Below are 13957 nucleotides of genomic sequence, written 5' to 3' on the forward strand. Positions count from 1 at the left end.
CGAGGGGATAGTATCTGGCCCTACCGTTCGGTTCTCGGAACACTCTTGAGAAACCGAATTTCGAGCCACCGAGCGGCTCGATCCGATCGGTTGGGGGCGGGTTCGTCGCCATCGCTATTATCGGACACCCAGACAGTGCGGACTCCTGCGTTCGTCCCACCCTTGATGTCCGATTCGAGCGCATCGCCGACGTGAACGGACGTCGCAGGGCTCGCATTGAGCGACTCGAGCGCGCGTTCGTCACGATTCCGACCGCGCACTGTCGGCTGATCGTCGCTCGTCTCGAAGGCGGGTTCCGTCGAAATCGAAGAGGACCGCCTCGATTCGACTCATCGCGTGTTCGATAGTAGCAACTGAACGTCAATGCACACCTGATCGCAGGACGGTGTGGCGATCAGTATGTAACTCGTTTCAGTTGCGACTATAGTCCGTCTTTTTTCGTTGAAAACCCCGTTGTACACGCCCAGCACGCGAACGATCTGATGTCTGCGACGCGCTACTCGTCGCGTTCGATGACGAACTCCGTGAACTCGTTCAACTTCCGGGTCGTCTCGGCGTCGAAGTCCAGCCCGTCGATCGCACCGCGAGCCTGGGCCGCCAGCTCGAGGGCCTGCTCGCGAGCGTACTCGATACTGCCGGCCGCTGCGAGTATCTCGAGAGCCTCGAGAATTTCGTCGTCGGTGTTGTCCTCGGCCTCGAGGAGTTCCTGTAGCCGTCGGGCGCGTTCGGGCTCGCTTTCCTGGATCGCGTGGATGACCATCAGTGTCGTCTTGCCCTCGCGGATGTCGTTGCCGAACTCCTTGCCGAACTCACCGGCCTGGCCGAGCGAGTGCTCGATGTCCAGGATGTCGTCGCCGATCTGGAAGGCGACCGCGGTCAGTTCCGCGTACTCGGCGACGGCCCGCTCGACTTCGGGTGGCTGGTCGGTGATGATCGCGGCGAGGCGGGCCACGATCCGGCCGAGACAGCCGGTCTTACACGCACACATCTCGAGGTACTGGTCGGTGGTGATTCGAACCTCGCGTTCGTTGTGCCAGCAGATGTCCATCCCCTGCCCGAGGTGCGTGCGGTTGAGTTCGTGCATCAGCATCTCGTAGGCGGCCAGTCGGCGGTCGGCCGGAAGCCCGGCGGGGTCCTGTGTGAGAACCTTCAGAGGTAAGAAGTACATCGCGTTGCCGGCGTTGAGTGCAATATCGCGCCCGTAGACGCGGTGGAGTGCCGGCTCGCCGCGCCGGATCGTCGCTCCGTCTTCGACGTCGTCGACGATAATCGTCCCATTGTGCAGAATCTCCGGAATACAGGCGTACGGCAAGTACTCCGCCGGGTCCTCGCCGAATTCCTCGACGAAGACGAGAAAGAGCACTGCGCGCCACCGTTTCCCGCCGCGGTCGAGGAGATCCCACAGCGGCGTCGCTAACGCACGCTGGATACCGGTCGGATCGTACTCGTAGGTGGGCGTCCCGAAGAAAGACTCGAGGTAGTCGGTGTCGATCTCTCGTGGGACCAGGTCGGCGATCGCCTCGTCGACGGCCGGCCGCCAGTCGGCAAGCGTCTCCCGCATATCGAATTCGAGTGCGAGCGGGGTAAAAAAGATTCGCAGTTTGTCGTGTCAACGGGTGGTACCAACCAACGTATCGGGTCCGGCGGGCCGAGCCGAGCGAGCGATACAGTTACCAGCCCGTCGGCCCACGGTCCACTCATGTCCGACTGGATCGGAACCGTCTTTCGGAGCGATGCGGGTTGGAATCACCTCGAAGGACTGGTCGATATCGGCAACCGGATGGCCGGCAGCGAGGGCGAACGGGAGGCCGCGGAGCTGACGCGGGACGCGCTGGCCGATGCCGGCGCGCGAAACGCCCGACTCGACTCCTTCGAGATACAGGGTTGGACGCGGGACGACAGCGCGATTATGGCCGGCGACACGACACAGGACTGCATCGCGCTGCCGCGCAGTCCCGACGACCGCGTCGTTGCGCCGCTGATCGATCTCGGCTACGGGCTCCCCGCCGACTTCGAAGCGACCGATGTCGAGGACGCGATCGTCATGGTTCGCAGTGACGTTCCGGACTACTACGACCGATACATCCATCGCCGAGAGAAGTACCATCACGCGGTCGAGCAGGGGGCGGTGGGGTTCGTCTACCGCAATCACGTCGAGGGCTGTCTTCCGCCGACCGGGAGCGTCGGCTGGCACGACGAGCCGATCGGTCCGATTCCGGCCGTCGGCGTCTCGAGCGAGGTCGGCGCGCGGCTCGGCCGTCGGTTCGACGGCGAGTCGATCACGGTCTCCGTCGAGGCCACTATCCAGCCCGCGGAAAGCCAGAACGTCCACGCTGAACTCGGCCCCGACACCGACGAGCGCGTCCTCGTGACGAGCCACGTCGATGCCCACGATATCGCGGAGGGGGCGATGGACAACGGTGCCGGCACCGCGATGCTCGTCGAGCTCGCGACCGCGCTCGCCGCCCGCGAGGACGATCTCGAGACTCGCGTCGAGTTCGTCGGCTTCGGGGCGGAAGAGGTCGGCCTCCTCGGCTCGAGGCGGTACGCCGAGCGGGCGGATCACGACGCGATCGAGGCGGTCGTCAACAGCGACGGGGTCGTCCGCGATCGGACGCTCTCAATCGTTACCCACGGGTTCGACGCCTTGGCCGACGCCGCAAACGAGGTCGCGGACCGGTACGATCACCCGATCGGAATCGTCCCCAAGCTCGGCCCCCACAGCGATCACTGGTCGTTCGTCAAGTGGGGCGTCCCGGGCTGTCACGTCAAGTCGGTGTCGGACGGCGCGGGGCGAGGGTGGGGGCATACCTTCGCCGACACCATCGAGAAGCTCGAGCCCCGGACCCTGCGCGAACAGGCGATCCTCCTGACCGACTACGTCATGACACTCGCTCGCGAGGACGTGACGGTCGCCCGCCGCGATCACGAGGAGATCGCGGCCGATCTCGAGTCACAGGACCTCGCCGAAAGCATGCGGATCACCGGCGACTGGCCGTACGACGACTGAGACGCAGTCGGGGCGATCGACCGCCGGCACGCGATCGACAACCGTACGCTTTTGAGCGGGCCGTGTGAACTGACGGCCATGAATGCCGCGTGGGACGGGGACGACTCCCCCGTCGTCGGCGTCGTCGATCCCGAGACGGATGCGATCGACGCTATCGAAATCGACACGGCCCTCGAGTCGGTGGTGGCCGACGTCGACGGGACGATCACGAGCGGCACGCTCGAGACCGTGCTCGCGGCGGAGCCGTCGGTGCTGGTGACGGGCGGCGAGGCGACGCTGTCGGCCGTCGCTCGCGCCGGTGTCGACACCCCCGTGGTCCCGGTCGGCCCGCTTACCGGGATCGAATCGGTCGACCGCCGGCGGCTTCCCGCCGCGATCGAGGCCGCCCTCGATGGGCGTGCCGTCCGCCGCAAACGCCCCGTTCTGGGGGTCGTCCTCGAGTCAGCGGACGGCGACGAGTGGGACGTGCCCGCGATCCGGGAGCGCGCCCTGTTCGACGTGACGCTCGTCACCGACGAACCCGCTCGAATCTCCGAGTATAGCCTCCGGGATCGAGGGTCGGACGTCGCGACCTTTCGTGCCGACGGCGTCGTGGCGGCGACGCCCGCGGGGAGCCACGGCTACGCGAGCGCGGTCGACGCCCCGCAGCTCTCGCCGGCCGTCGACGCCGTCGCGGTCGCCCCGATCGGCCCGTTCGTCACCCAGACCAGGCAGTGGGTCCTGCCAACTGCTGCGCTGACGTTCGCGGTCGAACGCGAGGAGAGCGACGCGAGCCTCGTCGTCGACGGCCGCTCGGTCGGGACGGTCACCATCGGCTCGCAGGTCAGCGTCTCCCGCGCCGACTCACTCACGATGCTGGCCATCCCGGACGACCGACTCGAGAGCGCGTAGGATCGAAATACCGGTTCGCTCACCCCGCTATCCGCCAGTTACCAAGGGTCACCGGAGGCCAGATCGATCTCGCTGTCGCCCTTTGCAGACGGGCAGAGATCCGCCAACACGCAGTCGCGACAGTCGGGATTCTGTGCCGTACAGGTCGCTCGACCGTGATCGATGCAGAGGTGCGTAAATTCCTGCCAGCTGTCTTCGGGCACGATCTCCATCAGGTCCGCCTCGATGCGGTCGGGGTACTCCTCCTCGGTCAGCCCGAGCCGACGCGAGAGCCGCTGGACGTGCGTGTCGACGACGATCCCCTCGACGATGTCGTGGCCGTGCTGGAGGACGACGTTCGCCGTCTTCCGGCCGACGCCCGAGAGATCGGTCAGTTCGGCCATCGTATCCGGCACCTCGCCGTCGTGTTCCTCGAGGATCGACTCGCAGGCGCTACGGATGTATTTGGCCTTGTTGTTGTAGTACGTGATCGAGTCCAGATCCGCGGCGAGTTCGTCCTGCTCCGCGTTGGCGTAGTCCTCGGCTCCATCGTATTTCTCGAAGAGGTGTTCCGTCTCCTGGTTCACCCGCTCGTCCGTACACTGCGCCGAGAGGATCACCGCGATCAGTAACTCGAGGCGATTCGAGTACCGCAGCGAAATCGCCGAGTCGGGATACGCCGCCTCGAGACGATCGATGACTGCCTCGGCCTGCGCCTGCGTGGTTTCGCGTGGGGTTCCCATAGGAGGGTGGTGGGAACCGGTTCGGTTTAGCGTTCGGGTTCCGGATCGGGAGCGCAGCCGGGCGGACACGATCCGCTCCCGGCGTTCGGCCCGCGACTCGAGCGCCGGGCGTAGACGGCACCGGCAGTGGCCGTTCCGGACGCGAATCGGTGTCCGGTCCCGAAGCCGGTCGGCCGGATGCCGTGAGCTTTAAGCGGGCTTCAACCACCTATGTGCGTATGAAAGCCACGGCGATGGCCCACCCCATTCAGGGGCTGGTCAAGTATCACGGGATGCGTGACGATATCGAGCGACTCCCCTACCACGACAGTATCAGCGTCTGTACGGCCCCCAGCCACACGCGAACGACCGTCGAGTTCTCGATGGACCACGACGAAGACACCTTCGTCGTCGACGGCGAGGAACTCGACGGGCGCGCGTACGAGCGGGTCGAGGCCGTCGTCGAGAAGGCCCGGTCGAAGTCCGACGCCGCACACACGGTGTATCCGGTTCGCCTCGAGAGCGAGAACAGCTTCCCGACCAATGTTGGGCTGGGATCGTCCTCGTCCGGCTTTGCGGCCGCGGCGATGGCCCTGGCCGAGGCGGCCGAACTCGACGCCTCGAAGGGAGAAATCTCAACGATCGCCCGGGTCGGGTCGGCCTCGGCTGCGCGAGCGGTCACCGGTGCCTTCTCGCATCTCCGTACCGGGATGAACGACGAGGACTGTCGCTCCGAGCGGATCCCCTCGAACCTCCACGAGGACCTCAAGATCATCGTCGGCCTCGTCCCGTATCACAAGGACACCGACGACGCCCACCGCGAGGCCGCCGATAGTCACATGTTCCAGGCCCGCAACGCCCACATCCACGAACAGATCGCGAAGATGCGCGACTCCCTGCGCAACGACGATTTCGAGGGCGTGTTCGAACGCGCCGAACACGACTCGCTGTCGCTGGCCGCGACGACCATGACCGGCCCCTCGGGGTGGGTCTACTGGCAGCCGGCCACCCTCGCGATCTTCAACAAAGTCCGCGAACTCCGCGAGGAGGAGGACATTCCAGTCTACTTCTCGACGGACACCGGTGCCAGCGTCTACGTCAACACCACCGAGGAACACGCCGAGGAAGTCGAGGAGGCCGTCGCCGACTGCGGCGTTTCTACCACCGTCTGGGACGTCGGCGGTCCCGCTCGACTGTTGGACGAAGACGACCACTTGTTCTGAGACGGAGTTTTGCTTTGCGGGCCGCCTTTGGCAGCCCTCGGCACAAATTCGATTGAAGACATCCTCCCGTCATCCCGCACACACCTATCGCGCTCGAGCCCATACGCCGACCCATGTACGTCGTCGTCCATCGGGAACTCGTCCCGGAGCGGTTCCAGCGCGCTCGATTCGGCCGAACGAGTCTCGCTCGGTCAGCAGCGACCCGCGGCCGGCCGTGAGACGACCAGCGGACGGGCCTACGTCCAGCGATCCAGTCCCGTCTGCGTGACGCTCTCCTCGATGCGTTCGAAGCCGCGTTCGACCTCGCCGGCGTCGACGCCCCACTCGTCGGTCACGTACGACTTCGCGGCCTCGAGATCCGGGTCGACGGTCGACTCGAACTCGTAGTCGTCGGTCACGTCGGGGTCCCGGAACAGCTGTCGGACGCGGTCGCCGTGTTCGACGTGGTCGCCCCGCGCCTCGAGCGCGCTCCAGAGGTCCCCGTGTTCGGTGATCGCCGAAATCGCCGTCTTCGGCCCGATGCCGGAGACGCCCTCGTTGAAGTCCGTCCCGATGAGGATCGCCGCGTCGATGAGCTGCTCGAGGGTCAGGTCGTGCTGTGCGAGGGTCGCCTCGAGATCCATCAGTTCGGGGTCACCCTTGCTCGTCAGTTGGCGCAGCGTCAGCGGCGAGCCAAAGAGCAGGGCGTCGTAGTCCTCGGACCCCACGTAGTCGGCGTCGCCCCGTTTGACCATGTGGGCGGCTTGGGCCTCGCCCTCGGCCGGGGCTTCGACGATCGGCACGTCGAGCAATCGGAGGAGGTCGCGGCTGGTTTCCTGGATCGTCGGCGTCAACCGCTGGGTTCGGGACTCGAGTTGGGCGATGGCGACAGCGTCGCCCTCCTCGCGAGCGGTCTCGAGTTGCGCCTCGTAGCTGCGGCGCTGTTCGCGCCGGGATTCGATCTCGTCGTCCTTGAGCTCTGAGGGGCCGCCGTCGAAGACCATCACCGGCGTGATGTCGTGTTCGAAGAACTTGGGCAGTCCCTGTACGATTCCCACGAGGTTGGCGACCTCGGTCCCGTCGCCGGTCGTGTACTTCGCGCTGTCGGTCCACTTGACCGTCGTCGTCAGATAGCGGTAGAGCCAGTTGTGCGCGTCGACGGCGACGGTCCCCTCGATGTCGTCGAAGGGAATCTCCTCGATGACGGCGATGTCCCGAAGTGCGGCGTTTCCCATTGGCCGCTCATTGGGCCGACCGGGATTTGAATCGTTGGCTTCGGCCGCCTGCGGTACCGAGTCGATCAGCGTCGATACAAATCTTTATTCCGGTTACGAAATGAATATACACTAATTAATAACATGAATAACGCCTCGAGCCCTCGCCGTCGAGCAGTACTCGCCGGCGTCGGAACGCTACTCGGCGCGGGCGCGGGCTGTCTCGGCGCCGATCGGACGCCCGCCGCGAGCGAGGCCGACTGGCGAATGTACGGCCGCGATCCGGGCCGGACACGGTTCGTCCCGGACGCCACCCTGCCACGGGACGGCGTCGAGGTCGCTTGGTCGCGCTCGGTCAGTGCGTCCGGGTGGCTCCCGCCAGTCGTCGCGAACGGGACCGTCTACTGCCAGTCAGCCAACGGCCTGTTCGTCGTCGACGCGGAGACCGGCGACGGTGACGTCTCCAATACCTACGGTGGCTTCGGCCGGAGCGCCGGCCCGATGGCGTTCGCCTCGACGACGGTCTACCGGGACGGCGTGTTGCTCGTCCCCTACGGTGGCGTGATCGCCGGCTACGCCGCCGACCCTGACGGCTGGCCCGAGAGCGTCTCGGGACTCGGCGATGATCTGGCTCGCTGGTGGATCGACGATGAGGGGGTCGATGTGGCACCGCCCGGCGGATTCGGTGCGGATGCGACACTGTCCGGTACACCGGTCGTCGCGGACGGGACCGTCGTTAGCCTCCATCCGCAGGGAACCGTTTCGGCCGTCACCCCCGACGACGGCAGTGAGTGCTGGCGATACGCCCTCGCGGCCGCCAACCCCGACGACGAGTACTCGCTCGTTCCCATCGACCACGTCGTCGACACCACAACCGGGACCGTCGTCGTGAAAGGGCGCGTCCTGGGCGGACCGGTGCTTGTCGGACTCGACCTCGTGGACGGCACTCGCCAGTGGACCGTCGGCGAGGGACGGACGCTCGAGTGGCGGGTCGAGGCCGGCAACAGCATGACGGCACGCGGCGGGACGGTCTACACCGTCGGATGGACGGAATCGGACTCGGGACGGGCGGTTCGGATCCGCGAACTCGACGCGGTATCGGGGGATCGCGGCTGGACTCGCCCGCTCGACCGCGGCGCTCACGTCGGACTCGCCGTCGACGAGACGACCATCTATCACGTCGGCACGATCGAGGCGGACGAGGGATCGGACCCGATCGGCGTCGCGGCCGTCGACCGTGAGGACGGCGCCGTTCGGTGGACGGAAACCCTCGACGACGCGCCCGGCAGTACCCTGACCGAGGGGGACCCGCCGCCGACGGTCGCCGGGGATCTCCTGCTCGTCCCTGGCAGTGCGGGCCTCCACGCCCTCGCGACGGCGGACGGCGAACGGCTGTGGACGTTCACGGAAACAGTCGGGACCTCGGGCGGCGGCGAAATCGAACGCGCCGCCCTGACGCCGGCGATCGTCGCCGGCGACCGTATCGTTATTGGGACGACACTGATGCTCTACGGGCTCGGGGACGATGGCGACTGACGACTCCGATTCCGACACCGTAACCGAGGGCGAGACGAACTCGGAGCCACTCGTCTCGAACCTCGGGGCCGGTCCCGGTCTCAGGTCGATTCTCGCGACCGCGTTCGCCCTGCTCCGCGGGCGGCCATCGCTGGCCATCCCATTCGCCGTCGCCGGCGCGCTCGGAGCCACAAGCACGGTCGCCAGGCTCGAGTCGCCCTATCCAGTCGGCCTCGCCCCGTTTCCCGAGGGCGGCCTGGTCCGGCTCTCGCTGCCGTTCGTCCCGCGGCTCGAGCCGACGGTCGAGATGAGTCCCGCGATTCTCACCGGAATGAAACCCCGGTTTCTCGTCTCCTTCGTCGGTTGGCAGGTCGCGATAAGCGCCGCGACGGCGGTCGCGTTCGCCGGCTGCCTGTGGCTGGCGGACGCCGACACGGACGGGGTCACGCCGCCGCTCGATCGGGTCGCCTGGCTCGTCGCGTACGTCGTCGTCATCGATAGCGTCCTGTTCGGCGCGCTGTTCCTGTCGAGCCCGGCCAGTGCTGGCGTCGGACTCGCACTCGTGGCGCTGTTCACGCTTGCTCCGTTCCTCGTCTGGCTGTTCGTCGCTCCCGCAATCATCGTCGTCGGCGGGAAACGACCCATCGCGGCCGTGATCGAGAGCCTCGACTACGCGGTTGCGAGTCCCGGCACCATTCTAGCGATACTGGTCGGCCTCGGCTACGTCGGCTACGCACTAACCGGCGTTTCGCGGCTCGCGTCGTCGACGACCGTCGGAGCCACGCTGGCGCCCGTCCTCAGCGCGACCGTCACGGGGACGGCCCACGCCGTCGCGGTCACCGCGCTGTATCGGATCCGACTGCAGTAGCCGCGCTATACACTCACTCACAGCCGATCTCCAGCGGATCGCACCCTGCCCGCGACTCGAGGAACTGCTCCTCCGCTTCGGAGAGGTCACGGTCGCGGTACTCCTCGAGACCGGCTTGGTACCGCTCTCGATCGGTCCACGCCGCGGTTTCGGGATCGTCCGGCGTCGGATACTCGAGGATCAATTCGGCGATCCCCGTCGTCTTCCCGGTGTAGGCGAATCCCGTTCGGTAGAGCGCCTCGTAGGCGAAGGGGTTGTTGACGGCGATCCGAAGCCGGTCGTAGCCGCGTTCGACGGCGCGGTCCCGAACCAGCCGACAGAGCCGAGGGCCGATCCCCTCGCCGCGGCGCTCGCGGTCGACGGTCACATAGCGCAGCCACAGGGTGTCCTCGTCGGTCCGATCCGCGTTGAACGCGACGGCCGCGACGAGCCGGCCGTCGGCCGTCCGCGCCACCGCCTTGCCCGTGTTCGTCATGACGAACTTGCCGGCGTAGCTGAACCGTTCGTGATCGAGTCGGAGTTTGGGGCCGTCCGGTGGCCACGCGAGCAGTTCGTACTCCACGGGAGTGCTTCGCGAGCGAGCCACTACAATGCACGGGATCGAACCGTCCATCCGTCCTGAGATGCCGGTCTGCTAACGTAACCAACCCTTTTGGACCCGTTCGTGGTACCGATGGCACGATGAGCGGCGACTCCGAAACGATGGCTGCAACCGGACTCAGCGGCCACACCGACTGGCTCGTCGGCGGTGCACTGGGCGGCACGATCGGCGCGGTCGCCTTCGGCATCGTCATGTGGCTGCTCGATCCGAACGTGCTCTCGGCCGCGATCCCCGCGATATACGGCCTCGAGCCAGTCGGACCCCTCGGCTGGGGGATTCACGTCGCCCATGGGATCGGTCTCGGGGTCGTCTTCGGCCTGTTGATTACGCGGCCCCTGTTTCTCGGCATTCTCCGGAGCGACGCCGAGACGGACGCACTCGCCCGAACCAGCCTCGTCGTTCGAACGATCGCTGCCGGGTTCGTCTTCGGGCTCGTCGTCTGGGCGGTCCTCCCGCTGCTCGTGGTTCCCGTCTGGATGGACACGTTCGGCGGTAGCGGCGGGGCCAACGCCCTCACGTCGGCTGTCGCGGGCAGTCTGTTCGGCCACCTCCTGTTTGGAACCGTCCTCGGGGCCGTCTTCGCGGCGACCGTCGACCTCCACGACAGAACGGCCGAAATCCCGTTTTGAACCACTATGGGACCGCGACCACGATCGAAAATCTAATTTAAACACCGCTTCCGATTGCTGTCGCTCGCGAATTTGCTCGCGACAGCAATGCGCGGACCGGGATTTGAACCCGGGCCATGAGCTTGGAAGGCTCAGGTCCTACCACTAGACCATCCGCGCTCATCTCCGTTTTTCCGTTCCATGTTTAAGGCTCTTCCTTTTCCGATCGATCCTCGGCTAGCGATTTCGTCTCGGTCCCGTTGCCGCACCGAAAAATAGCGGGTCGGTCGGTATCGGTCACTCCGCGATAAGCGAGTGATCGCCGTGACGACGATATTGGACGTTACTGCTCGAGAAGCGTGCCGGCGGAGCCGACGGCGATATCGACGGGGCCAGTTGCGATAGCCTTCAGGTTCTCGCCGACCGGGGTCTTGTTCCGGGCCCACTTGCCGCCCTCGAGTTCGAAGATCGCACCGCCGCTGCCGACGGTGTAGCCGGTGCCGCCCTCAGTTTCGATGTCGAAGAGGGTGGCGTCGCCGAGGCTCTCGGAGACCCACTGACTCCCGTCGTAGGTGAAGACGGACGCGTTGCCGCCGCTAACGCGGACATCGTCCTTCGCGTCGCTATCGAGGCCGTAGTAGGCGACGCCGGCGTCTTCGATGCCGATCGGGTCCCAGGTGACGCCGTCGTCGGTGGCGAAGACCTTGCCGTTCGTATCGATAACGTGGCCCGAGCGCGTGTCGTAGAACTCGATGGCCTTCAGCCCGGAGCCGCTGCCGGGCACCTCGTAGTTCCAGGTGCCTTCCTTGCCGTTGTCGAAGCTGTAGTGAATCGCGCCGGAGTCGTCGGCCACGTACACGTCCGCCTCGCCTGCGGGACCGGTAACGGAGATGTCGTTGAAGTTCGCGGTGAAGTCGTTGGGTGCCGAGCGGTCGATCAGGTTGCCGGTGGTAACGTCGTACTCGCCGACTGCACCACTCGAGCCGACGATCCAGAGTCGTTCGCCGTCGTCGGTGGTGTCGACGCCATAGAGGTCGTTCCCGTTGCCGGAGGGACCGCCCTGCAGGACGACCTCCCAGCCGTCGGCGGTGCGTTCGATGACCAATCCAGCGCCCGCGACCGCGTGGGGGTTCGAGGCCGTGGCCGCGACATCGTAGAGCGTGGTGTCGACCGGGGTCTCGATGACCGTCCAGTCGGATTCGGCGGCGGAAACCGTCGCGGGGACGGTAGCTGCGGCAAGCGATGCGCCTGCGACCTTCAGCGCCGAACGTCGGGTGAAGTCCGTCATAGCGCATCCGGGGCTGGTGGTGAGATATACATAAAAGCTGGACGTTCTTCAGACGATTAACGTCCATTCCGGACGTTTTACTCCATTTCATTCCGTTCTCACTGACTGGTACTCGGCCGAAAAACAGCGTCGTCAGCGGGCTACAAATAGCAATCCCCATTCTCTATGGTAATTAGACACAAGACGCAACACAATTCCTACTGCGGAGAGACGACATGACGAGCGACACTCCGATCGGTTCGCGAACGGTGATCGGCGACCGGGTCTCGAGTCGCCCGCGGCCCGTGCTCGAACTCGACTACCCGGTCGGTTCCGCGCCCGCGACCGTCGCATAACAGTTGCCACTCGAGAGTTCCGACGCGCGGAGCGCGAGGTCGCTGTCGGTGAGGTCGGCTTCGAACTCGTCGGGAGCGTAGATATGATAGAATCGGTCGACCGGTTCGCCGCCGGGGAGGGTCCACTCGACCGTCGTATCGAACCCCGCGGTCGCGTCGAACCGGTCGTGTGCGGTCGACCACGCGCTGACGAGCGCGCGGCCGTCGGGGGAGAGCACCCGTGCGAGTTCGTCGAGGCTGTCCCGCCGGGCCGCCCGAGTCGGCAGGTGATGAAGCGTCGCAACGTAGACTGCGATGTCGACACTGTTCTCGGCCAGCGGCAGCGTTGTCGCATCGCCCTGAATCAACTCGACCTCAAACGCGCGCTCGCGAGCGCGCTCCCGGCCCGTCTCGAGCAGGCCGCGGCTGACATCGAGGCCGACGACCGACTCGCAGTCGGCGGCCAGCAGTTCGGCGTGGCGGCAGTTGCCACAGCCGAGATCGAGACCGACGCCGTCGCGCGTGTGGGCGTCGACGAAGGATTCGACCTCGGGCCAGGCGTACTCCCGCGTGGACGCGAAGTGAGTCGCGATCCGGTCGTAGGTGTCGCGTACGTCCTCGCGTCGGGCGACTTCGTCTCGGTTCGACTCTCGGTCTTGGTCGCCGGCCATCGTCGGCTTTCCTCGCGGCATGCGCAAAAAGCGTTCGCAAAACGACCCTGATTCCGGTCTCGGTCACGATGGCCATCACGAGAATCCCCACCTCACTCTCCCGTTGCTTCGGAACGCTGTCCGTGCTGCCCGTCACGCGCTGTCGGTCACAACTGCCGCGCTTCGTGGGGCGTGGGTCGACAGCCACATGGCCCGGCGACGTGAGTTATCGGCCCCGAGTCGTGACCGTGACCATCCGACTGTCACAATGAGGACACGGCGAACAGTTCGAGGGGCCGTCCGACTCGGCGTCGGTCATTGTGACATCCCGTCGGGGAGCAGTCGCTGGCTCGAGCGCGGACGGCGCTGGCGATACTGCTGTCGTGCGAGACGGTTATGTCTCGGTGGAGTGAATTGGACATGGCTTGCAAACGGCTCGTGTTTGGAAGCTACGCCCCGGGTGCTGCCACACCCAGGGCATTGCAACGCATGCCCCTCGCAGTGGTTTCGGAACCGTAGCTTCTAGCCGGATAATGTCCGTACTGTAACTTACCGGTGCTAGAATAATCGGCTTCAGAGTTTCCGAACGGCTCCGCTCGAGGCCAGTCCGGGAGTTCGCCGGCTCGAATGTGGGTCCGTCCCGGGGTCTCGAGGAATTCGAGGGGTTTATCTACTCCCGACGGGAACTGTGGGATGCGTACGAGGGCTCGTAGATCAGGGGTAGATCACTCCCTTGGCATGGGAGAGGCCCCGGGTTCAAATCCCGGCGAGTCCACTTGTAATTAAAAGCCATGGAGAGGGTTCTCTACCGCAAGGTAGGACCTTCGAAACGGCTGGATTCGCCACTTTTGGGCTGACGACTACTCCCTCACGGAATAGACTTCATCAGAAAATTAGACGCAGGTTAGCGCCTGCTGGCGATTATCTGAGGGAAACGAGGCGGTTAGCGTGATTTATCGCCTGGATGGCGATGATCTCGCACCATTGATCTGTGAGTTCTGCGGCTGCGAGATCGACTATCCTGAGAAGCGCTGCGCGGCGCTCGAGGATGGGAGGTGTCAGCCGTGACTCGAAAGGCAACCGCGAGAGCCGGTC

13 protein-coding genes and 2 tRNA genes are annotated in these 13957 nt (G+C 65.6%); 7 read left to right on the top strand and 8 right to left on the bottom strand.

The genetic code is table 11. The features are described 5' to 3' along the window. Window positions 1-20: 20 nt before the first annotated feature. Complete coding sequence (locus C487_RS09045; protein ID WP_006185437.1) at window positions 21-260, bottom strand: HAD hydrolase-like protein; 240 nt, start codon at window positions 258-260, stop codon at window positions 21-23. Between the two features lie 236 nt (window positions 261-496). Continuing rightward, window positions 497-1561 carry a polyprenyl synthetase family protein gene (locus C487_RS09050; protein WP_006185439.1) on the bottom strand — a complete coding sequence of 355 codons (1065 nt, stop codon included), beginning with the start codon at window positions 1559-1561 and terminating at the stop codon, window positions 497-499. A gap of 138 nt (window positions 1562-1699) precedes the next feature. Here C487_RS09050 and C487_RS09055 point away from each other — a divergent pair, with 138 nt between their 5' ends. Continuing rightward, window positions 1700-3010: a M28 family peptidase gene (locus C487_RS09055; protein ID WP_006185440.1), complete on the top strand. Its 1311-nt coding sequence runs from the start codon at window positions 1700-1702 to the stop codon at window positions 3008-3010. Between the two features lie 78 nt (window positions 3011-3088). Further along, entirely contained in the window at window positions 3089-3901 is an 813-nt protein-coding gene (locus C487_RS09060; RefSeq protein ID WP_006185441.1) for an NAD(+)/NADH kinase, read from the top strand. A 38-nt stretch (window positions 3902-3939) separates the two neighbouring features. Here C487_RS09060 and nth read toward each other — a convergent pair whose 3' ends face one another. Beyond that, window positions 3940-4623 (bottom strand): endonuclease III, encoded by a 684-nt coding sequence (gene nth, locus C487_RS09065; protein ID WP_006185442.1) that lies wholly within the window; start codon window positions 4621-4623, stop codon window positions 3940-3942. Window positions 4624-4841: 218 nt separating this feature from the next. Between nth and mvaD the strand changes: the two genes are divergently transcribed. Continuing rightward, window positions 4842-5825, top strand: a complete 984-nt coding sequence (gene mvaD / locus C487_RS09070) for a phosphomevalonate decarboxylase MvaD (protein WP_006185443.1) — start codon at window positions 4842-4844, stop codon at window positions 5823-5825. Window positions 5826-6061: 236 nt separating this feature from the next. Here mvaD and fen read toward each other — a convergent pair whose 3' ends face one another. After that, window positions 6062-7039, bottom strand: coding sequence for a flap endonuclease-1 (gene fen / locus C487_RS09075; protein WP_006185444.1), 978 nt, complete (start codon window positions 7037-7039; stop codon window positions 6062-6064). A 123-nt stretch (window positions 7040-7162) separates the two neighbouring features. On the opposite strand from fen, the gene C487_RS09080 reads away from it, so the two are divergent. Continuing rightward, window positions 7163-8554 carry an outer membrane protein assembly factor BamB family protein gene (locus tag C487_RS09080; RefSeq protein ID WP_006185445.1) on the top strand — a complete coding sequence of 464 codons (1392 nt, stop codon included), beginning with the start codon at window positions 7163-7165 and terminating at the stop codon, window positions 8552-8554. Next, on the top strand, window positions 8544-9401 hold the full coding sequence (locus tag C487_RS09085; protein ID WP_006185446.1) for a hypothetical protein: 858 nt from the start codon (window positions 8544-8546) through the stop codon (window positions 9399-9401). The genes C487_RS09080 and C487_RS09085 overlap by 11 nt, the downstream gene beginning before the upstream one ends. Window positions 9402-9414: 13 nt before the next feature. Here the strand turns inward: C487_RS09085 and C487_RS09090 are convergent, their stop codons facing one another. Next, complete coding sequence (locus tag C487_RS09090) at window positions 9415-9963, bottom strand: GNAT family N-acetyltransferase (protein WP_006185447.1); 549 nt, start codon at window positions 9961-9963, stop codon at window positions 9415-9417. A 119-nt stretch (window positions 9964-10082) separates the two neighbouring features. Between C487_RS09090 and C487_RS09095 the strand changes: the two genes are divergently transcribed. Next, window positions 10083-10631: a DUF6789 family protein gene (locus C487_RS09095; protein ID WP_006185448.1), complete on the top strand. Its 549-nt coding sequence runs from the start codon at window positions 10083-10085 to the stop codon at window positions 10629-10631. Between the two features lie 88 nt (window positions 10632-10719). Here C487_RS09095 and C487_RS09100 read toward each other — a convergent pair. The 3 genes from C487_RS09100 to C487_RS09110 form a co-directional block, all read right to left on the bottom strand. Beyond that, window positions 10720-10790: transfer RNA gene (locus tag C487_RS09100), tRNA-Gly, on the bottom strand. A 163-nt stretch (window positions 10791-10953) separates the two neighbouring features. After that, window positions 10954-11898 (bottom strand): WD40/YVTN/BNR-like repeat-containing protein, encoded by a 945-nt coding sequence (locus C487_RS09105; RefSeq protein ID WP_006185449.1) that lies wholly within the window; start codon window positions 11896-11898, stop codon window positions 10954-10956. 298 nt (window positions 11899-12196) lie between these two features. Beyond that, on the bottom strand, window positions 12197-12883 hold the full coding sequence (locus C487_RS09110) for a class I SAM-dependent methyltransferase (protein WP_049908047.1): 687 nt from the start codon (window positions 12881-12883) through the stop codon (window positions 12197-12199). A gap of 682 nt (window positions 12884-13565) precedes the next feature. Here C487_RS09110 and C487_RS09115 point away from each other — a divergent pair. Continuing rightward, window positions 13566-13637, top strand: a tRNA-Ala gene (locus C487_RS09115). The last annotated feature ends 320 nt before the right edge of the window (window positions 13638-13957 follow it).

Source organism: Natrinema pallidum DSM 3751 (assembly GCF_000337615.1).
GTDB lineage: Archaea > Halobacteriota > Halobacteria > Halobacteriales > Natrialbaceae > Natrinema > Natrinema pallidum.